Annotated in this window: 16 protein-coding genes; 7 read left to right on the forward strand and 9 right to left on the reverse strand. The window is 33.4% G+C overall.

Annotated elements, in window-relative coordinates; translation table 11 throughout:
- Positions 1-35 precede the first annotated feature (35 nt).
- From G4D72_RS01800 to hemL, 3 genes are read left to right on the forward strand one after another with little or no spacing between them, the layout of a single operon-like run.
- Positions 36-932 carry a 1-aminocyclopropane-1-carboxylate deaminase/D-cysteine desulfhydrase gene (locus tag G4D72_RS01800; RefSeq protein ID WP_166075875.1) on the forward strand — a complete coding sequence of 299 codons (897 nt, stop codon included), beginning with the start codon at positions 36-38 and terminating at the stop codon, positions 930-932.
- Positions 929-1,795 carry a glucosaminidase domain-containing protein gene (locus tag G4D72_RS01805; protein WP_166075876.1) on the forward strand — a complete coding sequence of 289 codons (867 nt, stop codon included), beginning with the start codon at positions 929-931 and terminating at the stop codon, positions 1,793-1,795. The genes G4D72_RS01800 and G4D72_RS01805 overlap by 4 nt, the downstream gene beginning before the upstream one ends.
- On the forward strand, positions 1,795-3,081 hold the full coding sequence (gene hemL, locus G4D72_RS01810) for a glutamate-1-semialdehyde 2,1-aminomutase (RefSeq protein WP_166075877.1): 1,287 nt from the start codon (positions 1,795-1,797) through the stop codon (positions 3,079-3,081). Before G4D72_RS01805 ends, hemL begins: the two co-directional genes overlap by 1 nt.
- A 49-nt stretch (positions 3,082-3,130) precedes the next feature.
- Here hemL and G4D72_RS01815 read toward each other — a convergent pair whose 3' ends face one another.
- Both G4D72_RS01815 and G4D72_RS01820 read right to left on the reverse strand, forming a co-directional pair.
- The gene (locus G4D72_RS01815) at positions 3,131-3,460 is read right to left on the reverse strand and encodes a hypothetical protein (RefSeq protein ID WP_166075878.1); all 330 of its coding nucleotides are present in this window, start codon (positions 3,458-3,460) and stop codon (positions 3,131-3,133) included.
- Between the two features lie 65 nt (positions 3,461-3,525).
- The gene (locus G4D72_RS01820) at positions 3,526-3,945 is read right to left on the reverse strand and encodes a hypothetical protein (protein WP_166075879.1); all 420 of its coding nucleotides are present in this window, start codon (positions 3,943-3,945) and stop codon (positions 3,526-3,528) included.
- An 83-nt stretch (positions 3,946-4,028) separates the two neighbouring features.
- Here G4D72_RS01820 and G4D72_RS01825 point away from each other — a divergent pair, with 83 nt between their 5' ends.
- The 4 genes from G4D72_RS01825 to G4D72_RS01840 all read left to right on the forward strand — a co-directional run bounded on the left by G4D72_RS01825 (position 4,029) and on the right by G4D72_RS01840 (position 7,434).
- Positions 4,029-4,403: a hypothetical protein gene (locus G4D72_RS01825; protein ID WP_166075880.1), complete on the forward strand. Its 375-nt coding sequence runs from the start codon at positions 4,029-4,031 to the stop codon at positions 4,401-4,403.
- 157 nt (positions 4,404-4,560) lie between these two features.
- Positions 4,561-5,352: an MbnP family protein gene (locus tag G4D72_RS01830; protein WP_166075881.1), complete on the forward strand. Its 792-nt coding sequence runs from the start codon at positions 4,561-4,563 to the stop codon at positions 5,350-5,352.
- 11 nt (positions 5,353-5,363) lie between these two features.
- Entirely contained in the window at positions 5,364-6,431 is a 1,068-nt protein-coding gene (locus G4D72_RS01835) for a cytochrome-c peroxidase (RefSeq protein WP_166075882.1), read from the forward strand.
- Between the two features lie 10 nt (positions 6,432-6,441).
- Complete coding sequence (locus G4D72_RS01840; RefSeq protein WP_166075883.1) at positions 6,442-7,434, forward strand: transporter family protein; 993 nt, start codon at positions 6,442-6,444, stop codon at positions 7,432-7,434.
- Positions 7,435-7,503: 69 nt separating this feature from the next.
- Here G4D72_RS01840 and G4D72_RS01845 read toward each other — a convergent pair whose 3' ends face one another.
- The 7 genes from G4D72_RS01845 to G4D72_RS01875 all read right to left on the reverse strand — a co-directional run bounded on the left by G4D72_RS01845 (position 7,504) and on the right by G4D72_RS01875 (position 16,446).
- Entirely contained in the window at positions 7,504-8,331 is an 828-nt protein-coding gene (locus tag G4D72_RS01845) for a M28 family peptidase (protein WP_166075884.1), read from the reverse strand.
- Positions 8,332-8,466: 135 nt separating this feature from the next.
- Positions 8,467-10,656: a collagen-like protein gene (locus G4D72_RS13450; RefSeq protein ID WP_207784835.1), complete on the reverse strand. Its 2,190-nt coding sequence runs from the start codon at positions 10,654-10,656 to the stop codon at positions 8,467-8,469.
- Between the two features lie 12 nt (positions 10,657-10,668).
- Positions 10,669-11,151, reverse strand: coding sequence for a T9SS type A sorting domain-containing protein (locus G4D72_RS01855; RefSeq protein WP_166075886.1), 483 nt, complete (start codon positions 11,149-11,151; stop codon positions 10,669-10,671).
- A 507-nt stretch (positions 11,152-11,658) separates the two neighbouring features.
- A complete protein-coding gene (locus tag G4D72_RS01860) occupies positions 11,659-12,282 on the reverse strand; it encodes a hypothetical protein (RefSeq protein WP_166075888.1) in 624 nt (207 codons plus the stop codon).
- Positions 12,283-12,286: 4 nt separating this feature from the next.
- A complete protein-coding gene (locus G4D72_RS01865; protein ID WP_166075889.1) occupies positions 12,287-12,952 on the reverse strand; it encodes a hypothetical protein in 666 nt (221 codons plus the stop codon).
- Positions 12,953-13,059: 107 nt separating this feature from the next.
- Positions 13,060-14,100: a PLP-dependent cysteine synthase family protein gene (locus tag G4D72_RS01870; protein WP_166075890.1), complete on the reverse strand. Its 1,041-nt coding sequence runs from the start codon at positions 14,098-14,100 to the stop codon at positions 13,060-13,062.
- Positions 14,101-14,388: 288 nt separating this feature from the next.
- Positions 14,389-16,446: a S9 family peptidase gene (locus G4D72_RS01875; protein ID WP_394367563.1), complete on the reverse strand. Its 2,058-nt coding sequence runs from the start codon at positions 16,444-16,446 to the stop codon at positions 14,389-14,391.
- Positions 16,447-16,541 lie beyond the last annotated feature (95 nt).

Here is a 16,541-nt window from a genome sequence, read left to right on the forward strand (position 1 = left end):
AACCCGAATAAGTTATTCTTGTTCGGGTTTTTTTTATGGCAAGAATTCAAATCATCAATCAAGAATTTCCCAATAACATTTCTTTATCTATAAAAAGAGAAGATGAGTTACATCCTATAATATCGGGAAATAAATTTAGGAAATTAAAATATAATATTGAAGAGGCAAAAAATCTAAGTAAAAAAAAGATCTTAACTTTTGGAGGTGCATTTTCTAATCATATTTTGGCAGTAGCTGGTGCAGGAAAAGAATTTGGATTTGAAACAATTGGAATAATAAGAGGCGAAGAACTTTCTGGTAAGATTTCGGAAAATCCAACTTTAAAATTGGCAGAACAACTAGGAATGAAGTTCGACTTTGTTTCAAGAACGACTTATCGGCTTAAAGAAACTAAAAGTTTTATAGCAGAATTAAAGGAAAAATTTGGTGATTTTTACCTATTGCCAGAAGGAGGGACCAATTCATTAGCTGTAAAAGGTTGCGAAGAAATTGTAAGCAATTTAGATTTAGAGTACACTCATATTTGTTCAGCTGTAGGAACAGGTGGTACAATTTCGGGAATAATTAATGGTTCTAAAAATAAACATAAAATTATTGGATTTTCTTCACTAAAAGGTGATTTTTTACAAAAGGATATTGCTAAATTTGCAAATAAAGAAAATTGGTTAATAAATTGCAATTATCATTTTGGAGGTTATGGAAAAGTAACAGATGAGTTGATTCATTTTATAAATAAATTTTACTTGGAACAACAAATTCCATTAGATCCTGTTTATACTGGAAAAATGATGTTTGGTATTCTAGATTTAATACATAATAATTATTTCCCTGCCAATTCTAAAATACTTGCCATTCATACTGGTGGTTTGCAAGGTATAGTTGGTATGAATAAGGCTTTAGAGAAAAAAGGAAAAACGACGCTTATAATATGATGAAGAAAATTGTAATAGTATTGATTTCGCTTCTTTTAGTGAGTTGCGGAAGTACTAAAATAAGAACAACAAAAAAAACCACAAGTACTAAGAGTTATCCGGTTACTAAAAGGTATCCTGTTAAAACTGCTCCTACTGCTAAAGAGAATTCTCCAAAAGAAAATCCTACAAAAGAAACTAAAGCAACAGGTAGTGAAGTATTAGTGGCGACTTCTAAGGTAAAAGCAACAACCGAAGATGTTAAAAAATATATTGAGGATTTTAAAGAAACAGCTAAAAATAACATGAAAGTTCATGGTGTTCCGGCAAGTATAACAATGGCTCAGGGAATTTTAGAATCGGGTGCTGGTTTTGGTCAGTTGGCCAAGGAAGCCAATAATCATTTCGGAATTAAATGTCATACGGGTTGGACTGGCGAATCTGTAAAATACGATGATGATGCAGCACAAGAATGTTTTAGAAAGTATAAAGATCCAGCTGAATCTTATAAAGATCATTCTACTTTTTTATCAACAAGAAAACGATATGAAAATTTGTTTAAGTTAGATAAAGGCGATTACGAAGCATGGGCCAATGGTTTAAAGCAAGCAGGTTATGCAACCGATGTTTTATATCCTACAAAATTAATTGGGATTATTGAACGCTACGAATTGTATAAAATTGATAATGAAGTTTTAGGAAGAAATTTTGTGCCTAAGCCGAAAGTTGTTACTTCAGTTGATGGAGAACATATTGTACAACAAGGAGATACTTTGTATTCCTTATCAAAAAAGTATAATTTAACTGTAGAGGAGTTAAAAAGTTTAAATAATATTCTAGATTCTGGAATATCAATTGGTCAAAAATTAAAAGTAAAGAAATAATGTTATATCAAAGAAGTAGTCAGTTATTTGTTGAAGCTAATGAAGTAATTCCTGGTGGTGTGAATTCACCAGTAAGAGCATTTAAAGGTGTTGGAGGTTTTCCTATTTTTATAAAAGAAGCTAAAGGAGCTTATTTATTTGATGAAGATGGAAACAGGTATATCGATTACATCAACTCGTGGGGGCCAATGATTTTGGGTCACGCTCATGAACCTGTTGTAAATGCTATTGTTGAAAAAGCTAAAAAAGGAACATCATTCGGAACACCAACAGAATTAGAAACTAAAATTGCGGCATTAGCCATTTCAATGGTTCCTAATATTGATAAGATCCGATTTGTAAATTCGGGAACTGAAGCTTGTATGAGTGCCATTCGTTTGGCACGTGGCTATACTAAGCGCGATAAAATTATCAAGTTTTCTGGTTGTTATCATGGGCATTCCGATTCGTTTTTAATTGCAGCTGGAAGTGGTTTAAGTACTTTTGGTGTGCCAAATAGCCCTGGAGTTACTGTTGGAACTGCAAAAGATACACTTTTAGCAAAATACAACGATCTAGAAAATGTAAAAGGTCTTTTTGAAGCGAATAAAAATGAAATTGCTGCAATTATCGTAGAGCCTGTTGCAGGAAATATGGGTTGTATTCCTCCAAAAGAAGGTTTTTTAGCGGGTTTAAAACAACTTTGTGAAGAAAATGGCGCAGTGTTAGTTTTTGATGAAGTAATGACTGGATTTCGCTTAGCTAAAGGTGGAGTTCAAGAATTATACAATGTAAATGCTGATATTGTTTGTTTTGGAAAAGTAATAGGTGGAGGTTTACCTGTTGGTGCTTTTGCTGCTAGAAATGAAATTATGAACATGTTGTCGCCACTAGGTCCTGTATATCAAGCAGGAACTTTATCTGGAAATCCACTTGCAATGGCAGCAGGTTACCAAATGTTACTAGAATTAAATGCAAGTTCAGAAATTTTTACACGTTTAGATGAAAAAACAGCTTACCTAGAAAAAGGTATTCATGAAGTTTTATCCAAAAATAATATCGAATTTACTATAAATAGAGTAGGATCAATGATTTCTGTACATTTTGATAAAAACGAAGTGTACGATTTTGAAACAGCTAAAAATGGTGATAACGAAACTTTTAAAAAATTCTTTCACGAGTTGTTAAAACGCGGCATATACATTGCACCTTCTGCATATGAAACTTGGTTTATAACCGATGCATTAACGTATGAAGATTTAGATTATACCATAAAATGTATTGACGAAGTAGCAAAAGTTTTATAGAAAATAGGTTAAAAAAAATTCCCATCAATTAGATGGGAATTTTTTTATTTTAGTTGGTTAGCTTTTTCAGCAAGCCTTCTTTCTTTTCAATACTTAACATCTGATCTGGTGTAAGTGTTGCTCTTAACTTTAATTCGATTATTCTAGTTAATTCAGCCTTTCTTTCAGCAGATAAGTTTTCATTTAAAGTTCTGTATTTGTATTCAAATAAGCCAATTAAATCTTGACTTAATTTTGCATCCAATTGAATAACTTGCGAAAGCGCTTCTAAATTAGTTTTAGCCTCAACTTTTTCGTCAACTTTTCTAAACTTCTCTTGTGCACTAGCATTCATTGAGAAAGCTAAGAATAATACAAGAGCACCTAATAAATTTTTCATTGTAATTTGTTTAATAGTTTCTTCAAAAATAAAAAATATTTTTAATATTAAAGCCTTTTTATCAATTATTTATCTTTTTTCTCTTTTTTTGCCTTTCTAACTTTTTTAATTTTTTCTTTATTTTCGTTTTGTAAGGCTTCCCATTTTTTAAATTGTTCTTCTGTAAGTACCGTTTTCATTTTTGCTTTTAAAGTTGCTTGTTGTTTTTTCATTGCCTCAATTGCTTCGGCACGAACTTTTTCTTTTTCCTTTTTAATGTCTTCTCTTAAAGCTTGGTTTTCTTTTTGTTGTGAAACAAGTATTTCGCTAACTTTCTTTTTCTGGTTTTCATCTAAGCCTAATTCTTCTGTAAGTTTATCGGTTCTTATTGCTATTCTTTCTTCTGGAGTAGCATTTTTAATCTTTTCTTTTCTTTCCTGAGCCGAAATTCCAATTGAAAATACTAACGCCACAGCCACAACTAATTTTTTTACAACATTTTTCATAATATCAATTTTAAAGTTTAGTATTTGACAAATATTATTGTATAAGGTTTAACTAAGAATGTAAAATTTATTATCTTTACAGGGTGAAAAAAATCGCAATTATAGTAACCTTTTTATTGTTGGCAAGGCCTATTTTGCCTTTTTTAGATTATTGGGTTAATTATAAGTACATTGCGAATGAGCTCTGCGAAAACAAAGACCAACCTGAACTAGAATGTAACGGTAAATGTCATCTTAAAAAAGAATTAGCGAAAGCAGCTACTGAAGACTCTTCTCCTACAAAAGATAAAAAACAAGTAAGCAAACAAGAAATTGAAATTCTTTTTTATAAAGAATCATTTCAATTGGAATCTAAAAAAGTACATTTTGTTTGCACTCAAACACCTACTTATTATTTCAATAACTATTTTCACTTAAATAGTTCTCAGATTTTTCATCCACCCACAAGTATTTCTTAAAGTTTCAAGAATAAGAGAACAGTTTCATTCCTAAATTGTTTCTTAATCGTAAATTGTTTTCAATTCTAATAAAGATTTGAATGGACTTTTTATGTCCAAAATATTTGAAAAGCACGCTTTTCGAACACATTTTACATACACTTTAATTAATAAAAAAATGAAATTTCAAATAAAAAATATAGTAGCTGTAATAGCTATGGCTTTCGCATTGACATCTTGTAATAATGACGATACACCTGCAGTTGCTGCTGATGAAAAAGGTGCTTTAAAAGTTGAATTTGATAATACGTATGGTGGAGCAAATTTGGCATTTGCTACAAATTATACAAATTCAAACGGAGAAGTAATACAAGTGGATAAAGCAAAATATATTGTTAGTAATATTGTTTTAACTAAAACAGATGGTTCTACTTACACAGTTCCAAAAAGTGAAAGTTATTTTATCATTGACGAAGCTACTGCTGCTTCAACTGTTGTTACCTTGCCTAACATTCCAGCTGGTGATTATGCTGCCATATCTTTTGGAATCGGTGTAGATCAAGCACAATGGGAATTAGGAGTAACGGGACAAGGTAACTTTTGGGCGCAAGCACAACAAGCAGGAATGGAGTGGGGTTGGACAGCAGGTTATCGTTTTCTTGTATTAGAAGGTACATTTACAACTCCAACTAATGCAACTCCAACAAATTTTCAAGCACATACAGGACGTACTTCTCAAAGTTATAATTACACCACAATTAACTTAAGTTTTCCAACAGGCGATAAAGCTTTAGTAAGAAGTTCAATTACTCCACAAATTCATGTAATGGCTGATTTGTCTAAAGTATTAGACGGAACGAATACCATTAATTTGTCTGAAGGCGCAGGTATTCATGGTGGACCAAAAGTATCTTTAATTACTCAGAATCTTTCTGAAATGTTTGAAGTACATCACGTACACAACGATTAATAAGAACTAACATGAATTTTAACTTAGAAGTTAAGATTATTTGTAAGTATTGCCTGTTTTTTGTTTTTTTTACCACTTTATTAAGTTGTTCAAAAGACGAGGAAGAAGAATATGAAAATTTGCCAATAGTGTTTGAAAAACCAGCTAATTTTCCCAATACTACATTTAATTTTGAAAATAATCCTTTAACTCAAAAAGGTTTCGAGTTAGGAAAAAAGTTATTTTATGATGGCAGATTGTCTTCTGACGGAATCATATCGTGTGGTTTTTGTCATATTCAACGCGATGCTTTTACGCATCATGGACATTCTTTTAGTCATGGTGTCGGTGATAACATTGGAACACGAAACGCACCACCTATTCAAAACATGGCCTTTCAAGATGTATACATGTGGGATGGTGCAACTAATGATTTAAATTTATTGTCAATTCTTCCTATTTCAAATCATATCGAAATGAATGGAAATTTCAATACGATTTTAGCATCGCTTTCTGCTGATCCGGCTTACAGAAAATTATTTCAACAAGCATTTCCCGGAAAGCCTATAGATACCGAACACATGCTTAAAGCATTAGGGCAGTTTTTAGCGCTTCTTACTTCAAGTAATTCTAAATTCGATCAGTACAGAAGAAATGAGAATAACGTTTCTTTAACTACAACAGAAATGGAAGGGTATGCTATTTTTAATCAGAAGTGTGCATCGTGTCATGCCACCGATTTGTTTACGGATAACAGTTTTAGAAATAATGGCTTACCTATAAATATTCAGATTAATGACTTAGGACGTTATAATGTAACTCAAATAGAAAGTGACAAATATAAATTTAAAGTCCCAAGTTTGCGAAATATTGAAAAAACAGCTCCATATATGCATGATGGTAGATTCTATACATTAGAAGCTGTTTTAAATCATTATTCTTCTGGAATGGTGAACTCAGCCACTTTAGATCCTAGTTTAACTAATAATGGAACGTTAGGAATTCCATTAACTAGTCAGGAAAAGGCAAAATTAATTGCCTTTTTGAAAACCTTAACGGATAACGAGTTTTTGAACAATCCAAAGTTTTCAGAATATTAAAATGTAAAAAATGAAAAATATACTAATTGTGTTTTTTATAGTTGCAGTAAGTTTTGCAAATGAAAAACCAAAAGCATCAAATCCTTTTCCACTTAAGTCGGTTATGGAAAGTCCGTATTATTTTGGAAAGAAACAAAATGCAGCGGTGCCAACTTATTTTTGTGATGGTTGCGGTTGTGGAGCTAGTGGTGGAAGTATGGGTTTTGCTTCGATGCTAAATTCTAACTTTATTGGCATGCGTTATTTCAATCAGCAATACCGTTCTAATGACGGATTGTATACCAATTCGCCTTGGTTAGAAGAAAATTTTAATACGGTGCAAGTTTGGGCTCGAATTCCGGTGTATAAAGGTTTTCAAATTTCTGCTTTTGTGCCTTATAATTATCATGATAGAGAAACAACTACAGGTAAAAAATCGATTCGTGGTCTGGGCGATATAACGGTTTTAGCATTAGCGACAGTTTGTAAAACTAAAGTCGACACCATTTCAAATTCATTTCAGCATAACATACAAGCTGGTGTAGGAGTGAAACTTCCAACAGGTGAATATAAAGAAACTAATTCTGGAAGTATAAATCCTAGTTTTCAATTGGGAACAGGAAGTTGGGATGTGTTATTCACTACTGAATATGTATTGAAGAAAAATAAATTGGGTTGGAACAATATGGTGAATTACATTGTAAAAAACCAAAATGAAAAGTACTATCAATTTGGGAATCAGTTTAATTATGCTTCTACGCTTTTTTATTTGTTAGAAAATGAACTTTTGGCTTTTGCTCCACAGGTTGGAATTTCGGGAGAAGTATATGAAAGTAATTCGCAATTCAATCAGGAAGTGAAAAATACTAGCGGTGATGTAGTTTTTAGTAAGTTTGGATTTGAACTAGGCTATAAAAAATGGTCTTTTGGAACTACAGTACAAGTGCCAATACATCAGAATTTGTTAAACGGTTTAGTGGAAGCTAAGTCGAGATGGAGTTTGAACATCAATTATAAATTATAATTAAAAAGCGACCTAATTTTAACAGGTCGCTTTTATTTTTATTATTGATCAGCAAATTTTCTTCTGATGTTAGTTAGCAGTATTTCCTAATTTTGGAACAAGTACAGATAGGTAATTATAAATAGTAAGCATTCCGTTATAGTTAATATAATCTGGATCATCTGTGGTAGCATGGTAATCGTTATGTATGCCTGTCGTAAAATTGATACAAGGAACATTTTTGTTATAAAAAACTTTAGTGTCTAATTGAGAGAGTTTGTCTTCATCGGTTATATTTAAGGAAAATCCGAAGGGTTGTGTATCAATTTCTTTTAAGATAGAATTGAAAATTGGTGAAGTCATACATTTTATTTTTTTTTGATCATCAGCCATTCTGCCTACCATGTCGAAGTTGACTACACCGCTTATCGATTTGAATTGATGTTTTTTCTGCTCAATCAATTTCGCAAAGGCTTCCGAGCCAAACAATCCGATTTCATGTGCCGCATAAAATACTATAAGATAATTTACCGTTTCTTTTTGTGGTTTGATGAGAAATTCCGACATCCCTAAAAGTAATGCAACACCCGATGCATTATCATCCGCGCCATTGTGAACTACATCAGATTTTTTACTCATAGATAAGGGACCACCCAAACCGATATGATCATAATGTGCACCCACAATAATGGTTTTTTTAGCTTTATTATTGATGAAATAATAACCATTTACACCTTGAATTTGAGTAGAATCGTTTAATTGTGCCACAAAAATTTGTTGGTTAAGCTTTTTGTGAGTCAGCAATTGGAATTGTTTATTGATAAATTTAAGAGATTTGATGGCTTCCGGTGAACCTGAAGCTCGGCCTTTCATGCTATCATTGGCTAAAGTATAAATTACTTTTTTAAACAATTGCATTGTTATCGAATCCTTACTCTTTTGAGCAAGTAGGGATGAACAACAAAAAATAAAAATAACGATGAGGTTTTTCATATAAAAAAATGAGGACTCTAATATACTTAGAATCCTCAATTTAATTGAATAAATATTGAATTATTTGCGGTTTACTTTCGCCATGTGAGCTGGAAGAGTTCCGAACTGGATATTTGTTCCATCCCACCATATAGCTTTTCCGTTAGCATCTTTGTTTCCATCATCAAATAATACTTGTTGGATATTACGGTTGAAAGAAGGATCAGAAACCATTTTTGTAGCTTCTTCCATACGGTTATCAATACGATCACCTACAGCAATCCAAGAAAGCGCCACAGTACTGTTTCCATTATTCATTTCACGAACGGTGAATCCGTTTTTGTCTACTGAAGCGATGTAAACACCATTACAGTTTCCATTTGGTGATACTGTTACTACTGGATTTTCACCCAATAAAGCTTTATAGTTAGCATCAAATGCGATGTATGCTTCACCGTTTACCAATTGAGCATTTCCTTTAGAATAAATAGTCGCATCGATACTTGTTACTGCGTAAACTGCAGTTTTTGGAGCCCCTTCAGCGCCAACTAATTCTACATTTTTTCCAGTTGTATAAGTGTTTCCTGAGTTGTATGAAGCAAATAAGTCACCTGAGTTCAATTGTCCGATAACACGACCTTTTGTAACCGAACCAATCATCGCTCCGAAGAAACCACCACCAACACCTGTTAATTCAGAAGTAGGTAAATATCCACCACCACTTGCGTAAGCAGCAGAACCGTATACACCATAGTTTAATAAACCACTACTACGGTATCCAAGAGAACCCCAATAAGTACCATTTACTTCAGCACCAAATGTACCACCACAACGAGAATAGTCATTATAATTCCAACCTGCTACACCAAATGTGTACACATCACCCCAGAAGTTGTAACCAGCAGTTGCAGAGTTAGCAGCTATTTGAGAATAAGCTGTACCATCGTTTTGTGAGTCGCGTGTACGGTATCCAAATAATGAATGTTGACCATCTCCGTTAGCAGTTAATTGCTGGCGGTATGTATATAATTGGTAAATAATAGATGGTGTTGCAAGACCAACAGAAGTACTTGTACCATTGTCTTGAAATAATGAATTACCAATAACAGAGCCTGGACCATTTGTCCATTTAGTCATGAAGTTATTTGTACCTGTACCAGTAACAGCTCCAGCAGCTCCAGCAGATAAATTTCCTGCAGCATCAGTTAATACAACACGGCTACCCACACCAGCCAAAGCTGTCACACGTTCATTAGTTGTTACAGACGTTCCTGTAACTGTGTGCGTACTTGTACCATTGTTCCATGTGTTATTGGCACTAGCGCCAGCTACTCCAGCATTATTGTATATAATTTGTGTATCAGCACCTGCTACTGGTCCTGCAGGTCCTGTAGCACCAGCTGGTCCTTGAGGTCCTGTTGGTCCAGTAGCACCTGTTAAACCTGCTGGTCCTTGAGGTCCTGTAGCACCAATTGGTCCTGTAGCACCTGTTGGTCCTTGTGGTCCTGTTGGTCCAGTTGCTCCATCAAGTCCGTTTGTTCCCGCTGGTCCTTGAGGTCCTATTGGTCCTTGAGGTCCTGGAGCTCCATCGATACCATTCATTCCTGCAGGTCCTGTAGGTCCAGTAGCACCATTAGCCCCCGGTATTCCTTGCGGCCCTTGCGGTCCCATTGGTCCAGTCGCGCCATCAAGTCCATTTGTTCCTGCTGGTCCTTGCGGTCCCATCGGTCCAGTTGCACCAATAGCTCCTTGTGTTCCTTGTGTTCCCGTTGGTCCTGCTGGTCCTTGAGGTCCTTGAGGTCCTGCTGGTCCAACTGCACCATTGATTCCGTTTGTTCCCGCCGGTCCTTGAGGTCCCGCTGGCCCTGGTGTGCCATTGGCACTAAATAGAGCATAAGGTACACTCATTAGTTCACTTGTACCTGTTATACTATAGGTTGTTCCTCCCGTTGGGTCGGTTTCTGTTTTTATAAAATAAGGTCCTGTTGCCCAATTAATACCAGAGAATGTACCAGTTACTGCTGTCCCTGTTCCTATTTCTACACTTACTAGACCATTCGCATTGGTACTTGCTGCTTGAGTTTCTTCATAAACTACGGTTCCAGTAGCGCTACCTTGTAAAATACTTATTCTCATGCCCACTGGTGTTGACGTCACTAAAGCACTACTACTGTTGCGAATTACTGCTTGGTAACTCATTTTTTGTGGGGCTTGTGCTAATGCGCTAGCTGATATAAGTAAACCTATTACTGCAAAATAAATTTTTTTCATATTCTAATATTTTTAATTTTTAATAAGTTTGAATGTTTTTACTTCTTTATTGTTTCGGGTTACTTTTAAAAAATAACTGCCACTAGATAAATTTTCCATGCGGATGGTCTCAATCGACTTTGTAATTTTATTGGTTTCAATTAATTTACCTGTTATGTCAAATAATTGAAAACTTAAATTAGTACGGTCAAAATCTCCAATATTTAGTGTTAAATAATTGGAAGTTGGATTAGGATAAGCCTGCATATTCAAACTTATTTGATTTTCTTCTATTCCCAATACAATAGATATTTCAAAGGGTTGTTGTACACCTTGCGCTACAGAACCCGTTGTTCCTGTTTGTGTGGTGTAACCTACTTGACCAACGGTGTAAGCTACGCTACCACCGCTTCCTGAAGCATCACCACCAGAGGTGTTGGGTGCTTGTTGTGCTTGTACTGTGGTTAAGCCAAAGCCTAATAACAGTAATGCAACTGGTTTTGTGTTTTTTTTCATTTTGGATTGTTTTTATAGTTGACTTAAATTTTCATGAATATAAAAGAGAACTGTATACACAGCATTTTGTACTTGTTTAACTCTTTTGTGTTTTTTTTCTAAATGGGCAACCCTATATAGAGTGATGAAATCGCTTATTTGGGATTAAGCTTCATCTTTTTAACGTATTTATCAGTAGGTATTTTTAATAAATAGTTGATATTCAAATATATGAATATTTTAACAAAAAAAGTAAATTTTTGTCATGAACTAGAGATAATGTGTTATGAAATGACAAAAAGTTAATATTTTGACTAAGGTTTTCAAGTAAAGTTAACTTGTTTTTGGTTAGGATCACAAATCTGAATAGTGGTTTTAATTAGACTTGTTTGCTTTTTAGTAAAGAATTTTAAACGATTATATTTTTTTTAAGTTGCGATATCAATTGTTTAAAGTTGACGAGCATTACAGTTTTAGTCTAAAAAAAAGCGACCGAGTTAAATTCGATCGCTTTTTGATATCATTTTATTAAAAAGTACTTTTTTCGGTCTTACTATTTTCTGGAAGTTGAAATTCTTTATCGTCAAGTTTCATCTCTTTAATTTCTGTTGCCGTGCTGACAAGTGTAAATTGAGCATTTTCTATAATTGATTTTAAAGGAAATGCTTTAGCTTCTTTTAAATAATTGTACCAATTTCCGTAAAGATGTTCTTCAAATAAGCTAATGTCTACTCCAAATGCTGTATTGAAATAGTATTTTTGAATGCCACTTTTGCAAGTTAAAACTACTTCATCACAAGTGTACCCCAAAACTTTAGTCACTGCTTTATTTATTTCAATTTTTACTACTTCATCTGCATTTATAGAAACATCATTCCAAAAAATAATTTCAGAATTAGCCATTTTAGTATAAAGTTTACGGTCTGCTTTAGAGTAAAGTTGCCATTGTAAGAACTTACCATTTGTAATAGATTTATAATTTCCGTTTTTGGTTAAATATTCTTGATTGTTTCCCATCATTACAGTAAATTGTTCACTTGACATATTTGGGAGTTTACTTTCATACGTAGTATTATAAAATATTTTGCCTTCGAAAGTTTGACCGAACACGCTTGCAGATAGTAGCGTTAGGATAAATGCAAATTTTTTCATGTATTTAGAATTTAGTTTTCAAAATTGTTATGGAAGAATTAATTGCATTTTGAATAGAATAGGAAAGGTTTGAAAAATCTTCTCCTTTTTTCCAATTTCCATCAATTTTAGCAGCTGTTTGAAAATTATCTTGTAGTAGCAGCGAATTGTCAGTTAAATCTATAATTTCGGTTCCTATGCTTACATAACCTTGTTTATTTATTTCAATTACGCCTTGATACGTTACTAATATTCCATGTTTTACTTTCACATATAAAATTTCATCCACATTATTTGTAGTTTTAAATTTTCTAAAATCCTTTTTATTAAATTTTTTATCAGATTTTGGTTTATCGAATTTCTCAAGTGTTTGGTAATCAAATTTCTGGTCTATAAATACAAATTCTTTATTTTTAGATTTTAGAATAGAAGTTATTTCGGCCTTAATTTTTTCATTTAATTTTAATTTTGGCTCGATACTTTTTAAGGGTTCTGTAAATTTATTACCAGGTGTTAAAGCCATATCTAACAAGCCTTGTCCACCCGCTTTAGCCATTCCGATTTCATCTACTTGTAAAATTACACCTACTTTTTTTGTGTTGTAAAATTGTTGATTTATAGGTAAACTAGTCACACAACTTGTAACCATAAATAATAAGAAGCAACCAAGAGTTAATTTAAATAATTTCATTTTGTAATAAAAGTTTAGTTTTTTCAGTAAATATAGAAAATTCTCACAAAAAAATCCTCACTTATGTTATAAAGAGAGGATTTAGTGTAATGAAATTTTAAAAAATATTATTTTATGATTTCTATTTTCAACGATTCATCTATGTTTTCGGAGTCTAAAAAACCTTGTTCTTGCATCCATTCGTCGCTGTAAATTTTACTCATATAACGCGAGCCGTGGTCTGGAAATACTACAACTACGTTGCTGTTTGCGTCAAAAGCACCCATTTCTGCATATTGTTTCACCGCTTGAAAGGCTGCACCAGAAGTATAACCTACAAACAAACCTTCCGTTCTAGAAATTTCTCTGGCCATAATGGCACTTTCTTTATCTGTAACTTTTACATATTGGTCGATAATGTCAAAATCGGTTGCGGTTGGAATTAAGTTCTTACCCAAACCTTCAATTTTGTACGAGTAAATTTCTTTTTCGTCAAATTCTTTGGTTTCGTGGTATTTTTTTAACACAGATCCGTAAGCATCTACACCTAAAATTTTAATCGCAGGATTTTTTTCTTTTAAGTATTTTCCAATACCTGAAATGGTGCCACCCGTTCCGCTGCACACTACCACGTGAGTGACTAATCCGTTAGTTTGCTCCCAAATTTCTTTACCTGTACTGCAATAATGCGCATCAATATTCAACGCATTAAAATACTGATTGATGTAAATGGAATTGGGTGTTTCTTCGTGTACTCTTTTGGCTACTTCATAATAACTTCTTGGGTCGTCTGCTGCTACACTTGCTGGACAAACATATACTTTTGCACCCATACTTTTCAGCATGTCTATTTTATCAGGTGAACTTTTATCGCTAACCGCTAAAATACATTTGTAGCCTTTGATAATGCTAATCATGGCCAAACTAAAACCGGTGTTTCCAGAAGTAGTTTCTACGATAGTTGCCCCAGGTTTTAAAATGCCTTTTTCTTCTGCACTGTTGATAATATGTAACGCAATACGGTCTTTAGCCGAATGTCCGGGATTGAAAGCTTCTACTTTAGCGTAAAAGTTTCCGGTTAATCCGACGGCAATTTTATTTAGCTTAATTATGGGTGTGTTCCCAACTAACTCTAAAACAGAATTGTGGGCCTTGATTTCGTTTTTCATCTTTTTTGTTTTAAACACATAGGCACATAGTTTCTTTAAAATTGTAAGGAGTCGCTTCGCTTAAAATAGTTTACATAAGTGTGGTGTATATTTTTATTGGAAAGACTTTACTTCAATTTATTAGCTATGAACTTAATTTATTTTTAAACACATAAGCACATAGTTTTTTTAAAATTGTATGGAGTCGCTTCGCTTAAAATTGTCTTTATAACTATGTTTACTATTTTAAATGAAATGACTAAAAATTAAAATAATTCTATGTGCCTATGTGTTTCAAAATTCAATACTTTATTTTTTAATTCCTTCTAAATCGAATAAAAACGCAAATTCTTTAGCCAATTCTTTTAACGCTTCAAAACGTCCAGAGGCACCACCGTGACCGGCTTCCATATTCGTATCTAAAAATAATTGTTTGTTGTTCGTTTTCATCACTCTTAATTTCGCAACCCATTTAGCTGGTTCGAAATATTGCACTTGACTGTCGTGTAATCCTGTCGACACATACATGTTTGGGTAATCTTGTGCTTTCACCTGATCATATGGCGAATAAGACAACATGTAATCGTAATATTTTTTATCGTTCGGATTTCCCCATTCGTCATATTCTCCAGTAGTTAACGGAATAGTATCGTCTAACATTGTAGTGATTACATCTACAAAAGGAACTTGAGCGATTACACCGTTGTATAATTCTGGAGCCATGTTTACAATCGCACCCATTAATAAACCACCTGCAGAACCACCTTCCGCATATAAATGTTCGGCTGAGGTATATTTTTCTGCGATTAAGAATTTACTGCAATCGATAAAATCGGTAAATGTATTTTTCTTTTTTAATAATTTTCCGTTTTCGTACCATTCTCTTCCTAAATCTTCACCACCGCGAATGTGTGCGATTACATAGATAAAACCTCTGTCCATTAAACTCAAACGTGTGCTTGAAAAATAAGGATCCATAGACGAACCATAAGAACCGTAAGCATATTGTAAAAGTGGGTTTTTTCCATCTTTTTTCATGCCTTTTCTGTACACCATACTCATTGGAATTTTCGTGCCGTCTGTTGCGGTAGCCCAAATTCTTTCTTCGATGTAGTTGTTTTTATCGAATGTTCCACCTAAAACGGCTTGTTCTTTTAAGATGGTTTTTTCTTTAGTTTTCATATTGAAATCAATCACAGACGAAGGAGTTGCCATAGATTGGTAGCCGTAACGTAAAATATCAGTATCAAAATCAACGTTGGAAGTTGTAAAACAAGTGTAAGTTTCACTTTTAAAAGGCAAGTAATAGTCGCCCGAACCATCCCAAGGTTTAATTTGAATTTTGTTTAATCCGTTAGAACGTTCTTCAACCACTAAATAATTTTTGAAAATTTCAATCCCTTCAAGTAAAACTTCTTTTCTGTGTGGAATTAAATCGGTCCAATTTTCTTTAGCCGTTGCGTTTTCAGGCGTCGTCATCAATTTGAAATTGGTTGCCTTATCTGCATTCGTTAAAATATAGAATTTATCTTTATAGAAAGAAATAGAGTATTCTAAACCTCTTGTTCTAGGTTGAAAGACTCTGAATTTTCCATCAGGATTATCTGCTTCTAATATTTGATATTCTGTAGTAAGCGTACTTCCAGAACCAATGATGATGTATTTTTTCGATTTTTCTTTGTACACAAATGTGTTGTATGTATCGTCTTTTTCGTGGAAAACTAAAACATCTTCAGAGGCATTTGTGCCTAATTTGTGTTTGAAAATTTTGTCAGAACGTAAAGTTTGCGCGTCTTTTCCTGTGTAGAACAAAGTTTTATTGTCTGTTGACCAGCTAGAACCACCAGTAGTGTTTTCAATTTTATCTGGAAGAATTTCTCCAGTTTCTAAATTTTTAATCTGAATGGTGTATTGTCTTCTTGAAACTAAATCTAAACCGAAAGCTACTAATTTATTATCGCCGCTTACGCTCATTCCACTTAAATTGAAATAGGCTTGTCCTTTTGCCATTTCATTACAATCGAATAAAATTTCTTCTTTGGCGTCTAGACTTCCTTTTTTTCTGGCGTAAATGGGATAATCTTTACCAGTTTCAAAACGTGTGATGTACCAATATTCGTTGTAAAAATAAGGAACCGAACTGTCGTCTTCCTTAATTCTTGCTTTCATTTCTAAAAACAAATCGTCTTGTAAGGGTTTGGTGTGCGCTGTTGATTGTTGGTAATATTCGTTTTCTTTATTCAAATAATCAATTACTTCCGGATTTTCTCTTTCATTTAACCAATAGTAATTATCGGTTCTTACATCTCCGTGTTTTTCTAATTTTTTTGGAATTATTTTCGCTTTAGGCGGTTGAATCGTATTCATTTTTTTCTTTTTATTTTGTGAATGTAATTGTATACTAAATACTAGTAAAACTGATGCGATGATGATTTTTTTCATAGTAGTTGGTTTTTGAGAGA

The sequence above is a fragment of the Flavobacterium difficile genome (assembly GCF_011392115.1).
Classification (GTDB): Bacteria; Bacteroidota; Bacteroidia; order Flavobacteriales; family Flavobacteriaceae; genus Flavobacterium; species Flavobacterium difficile.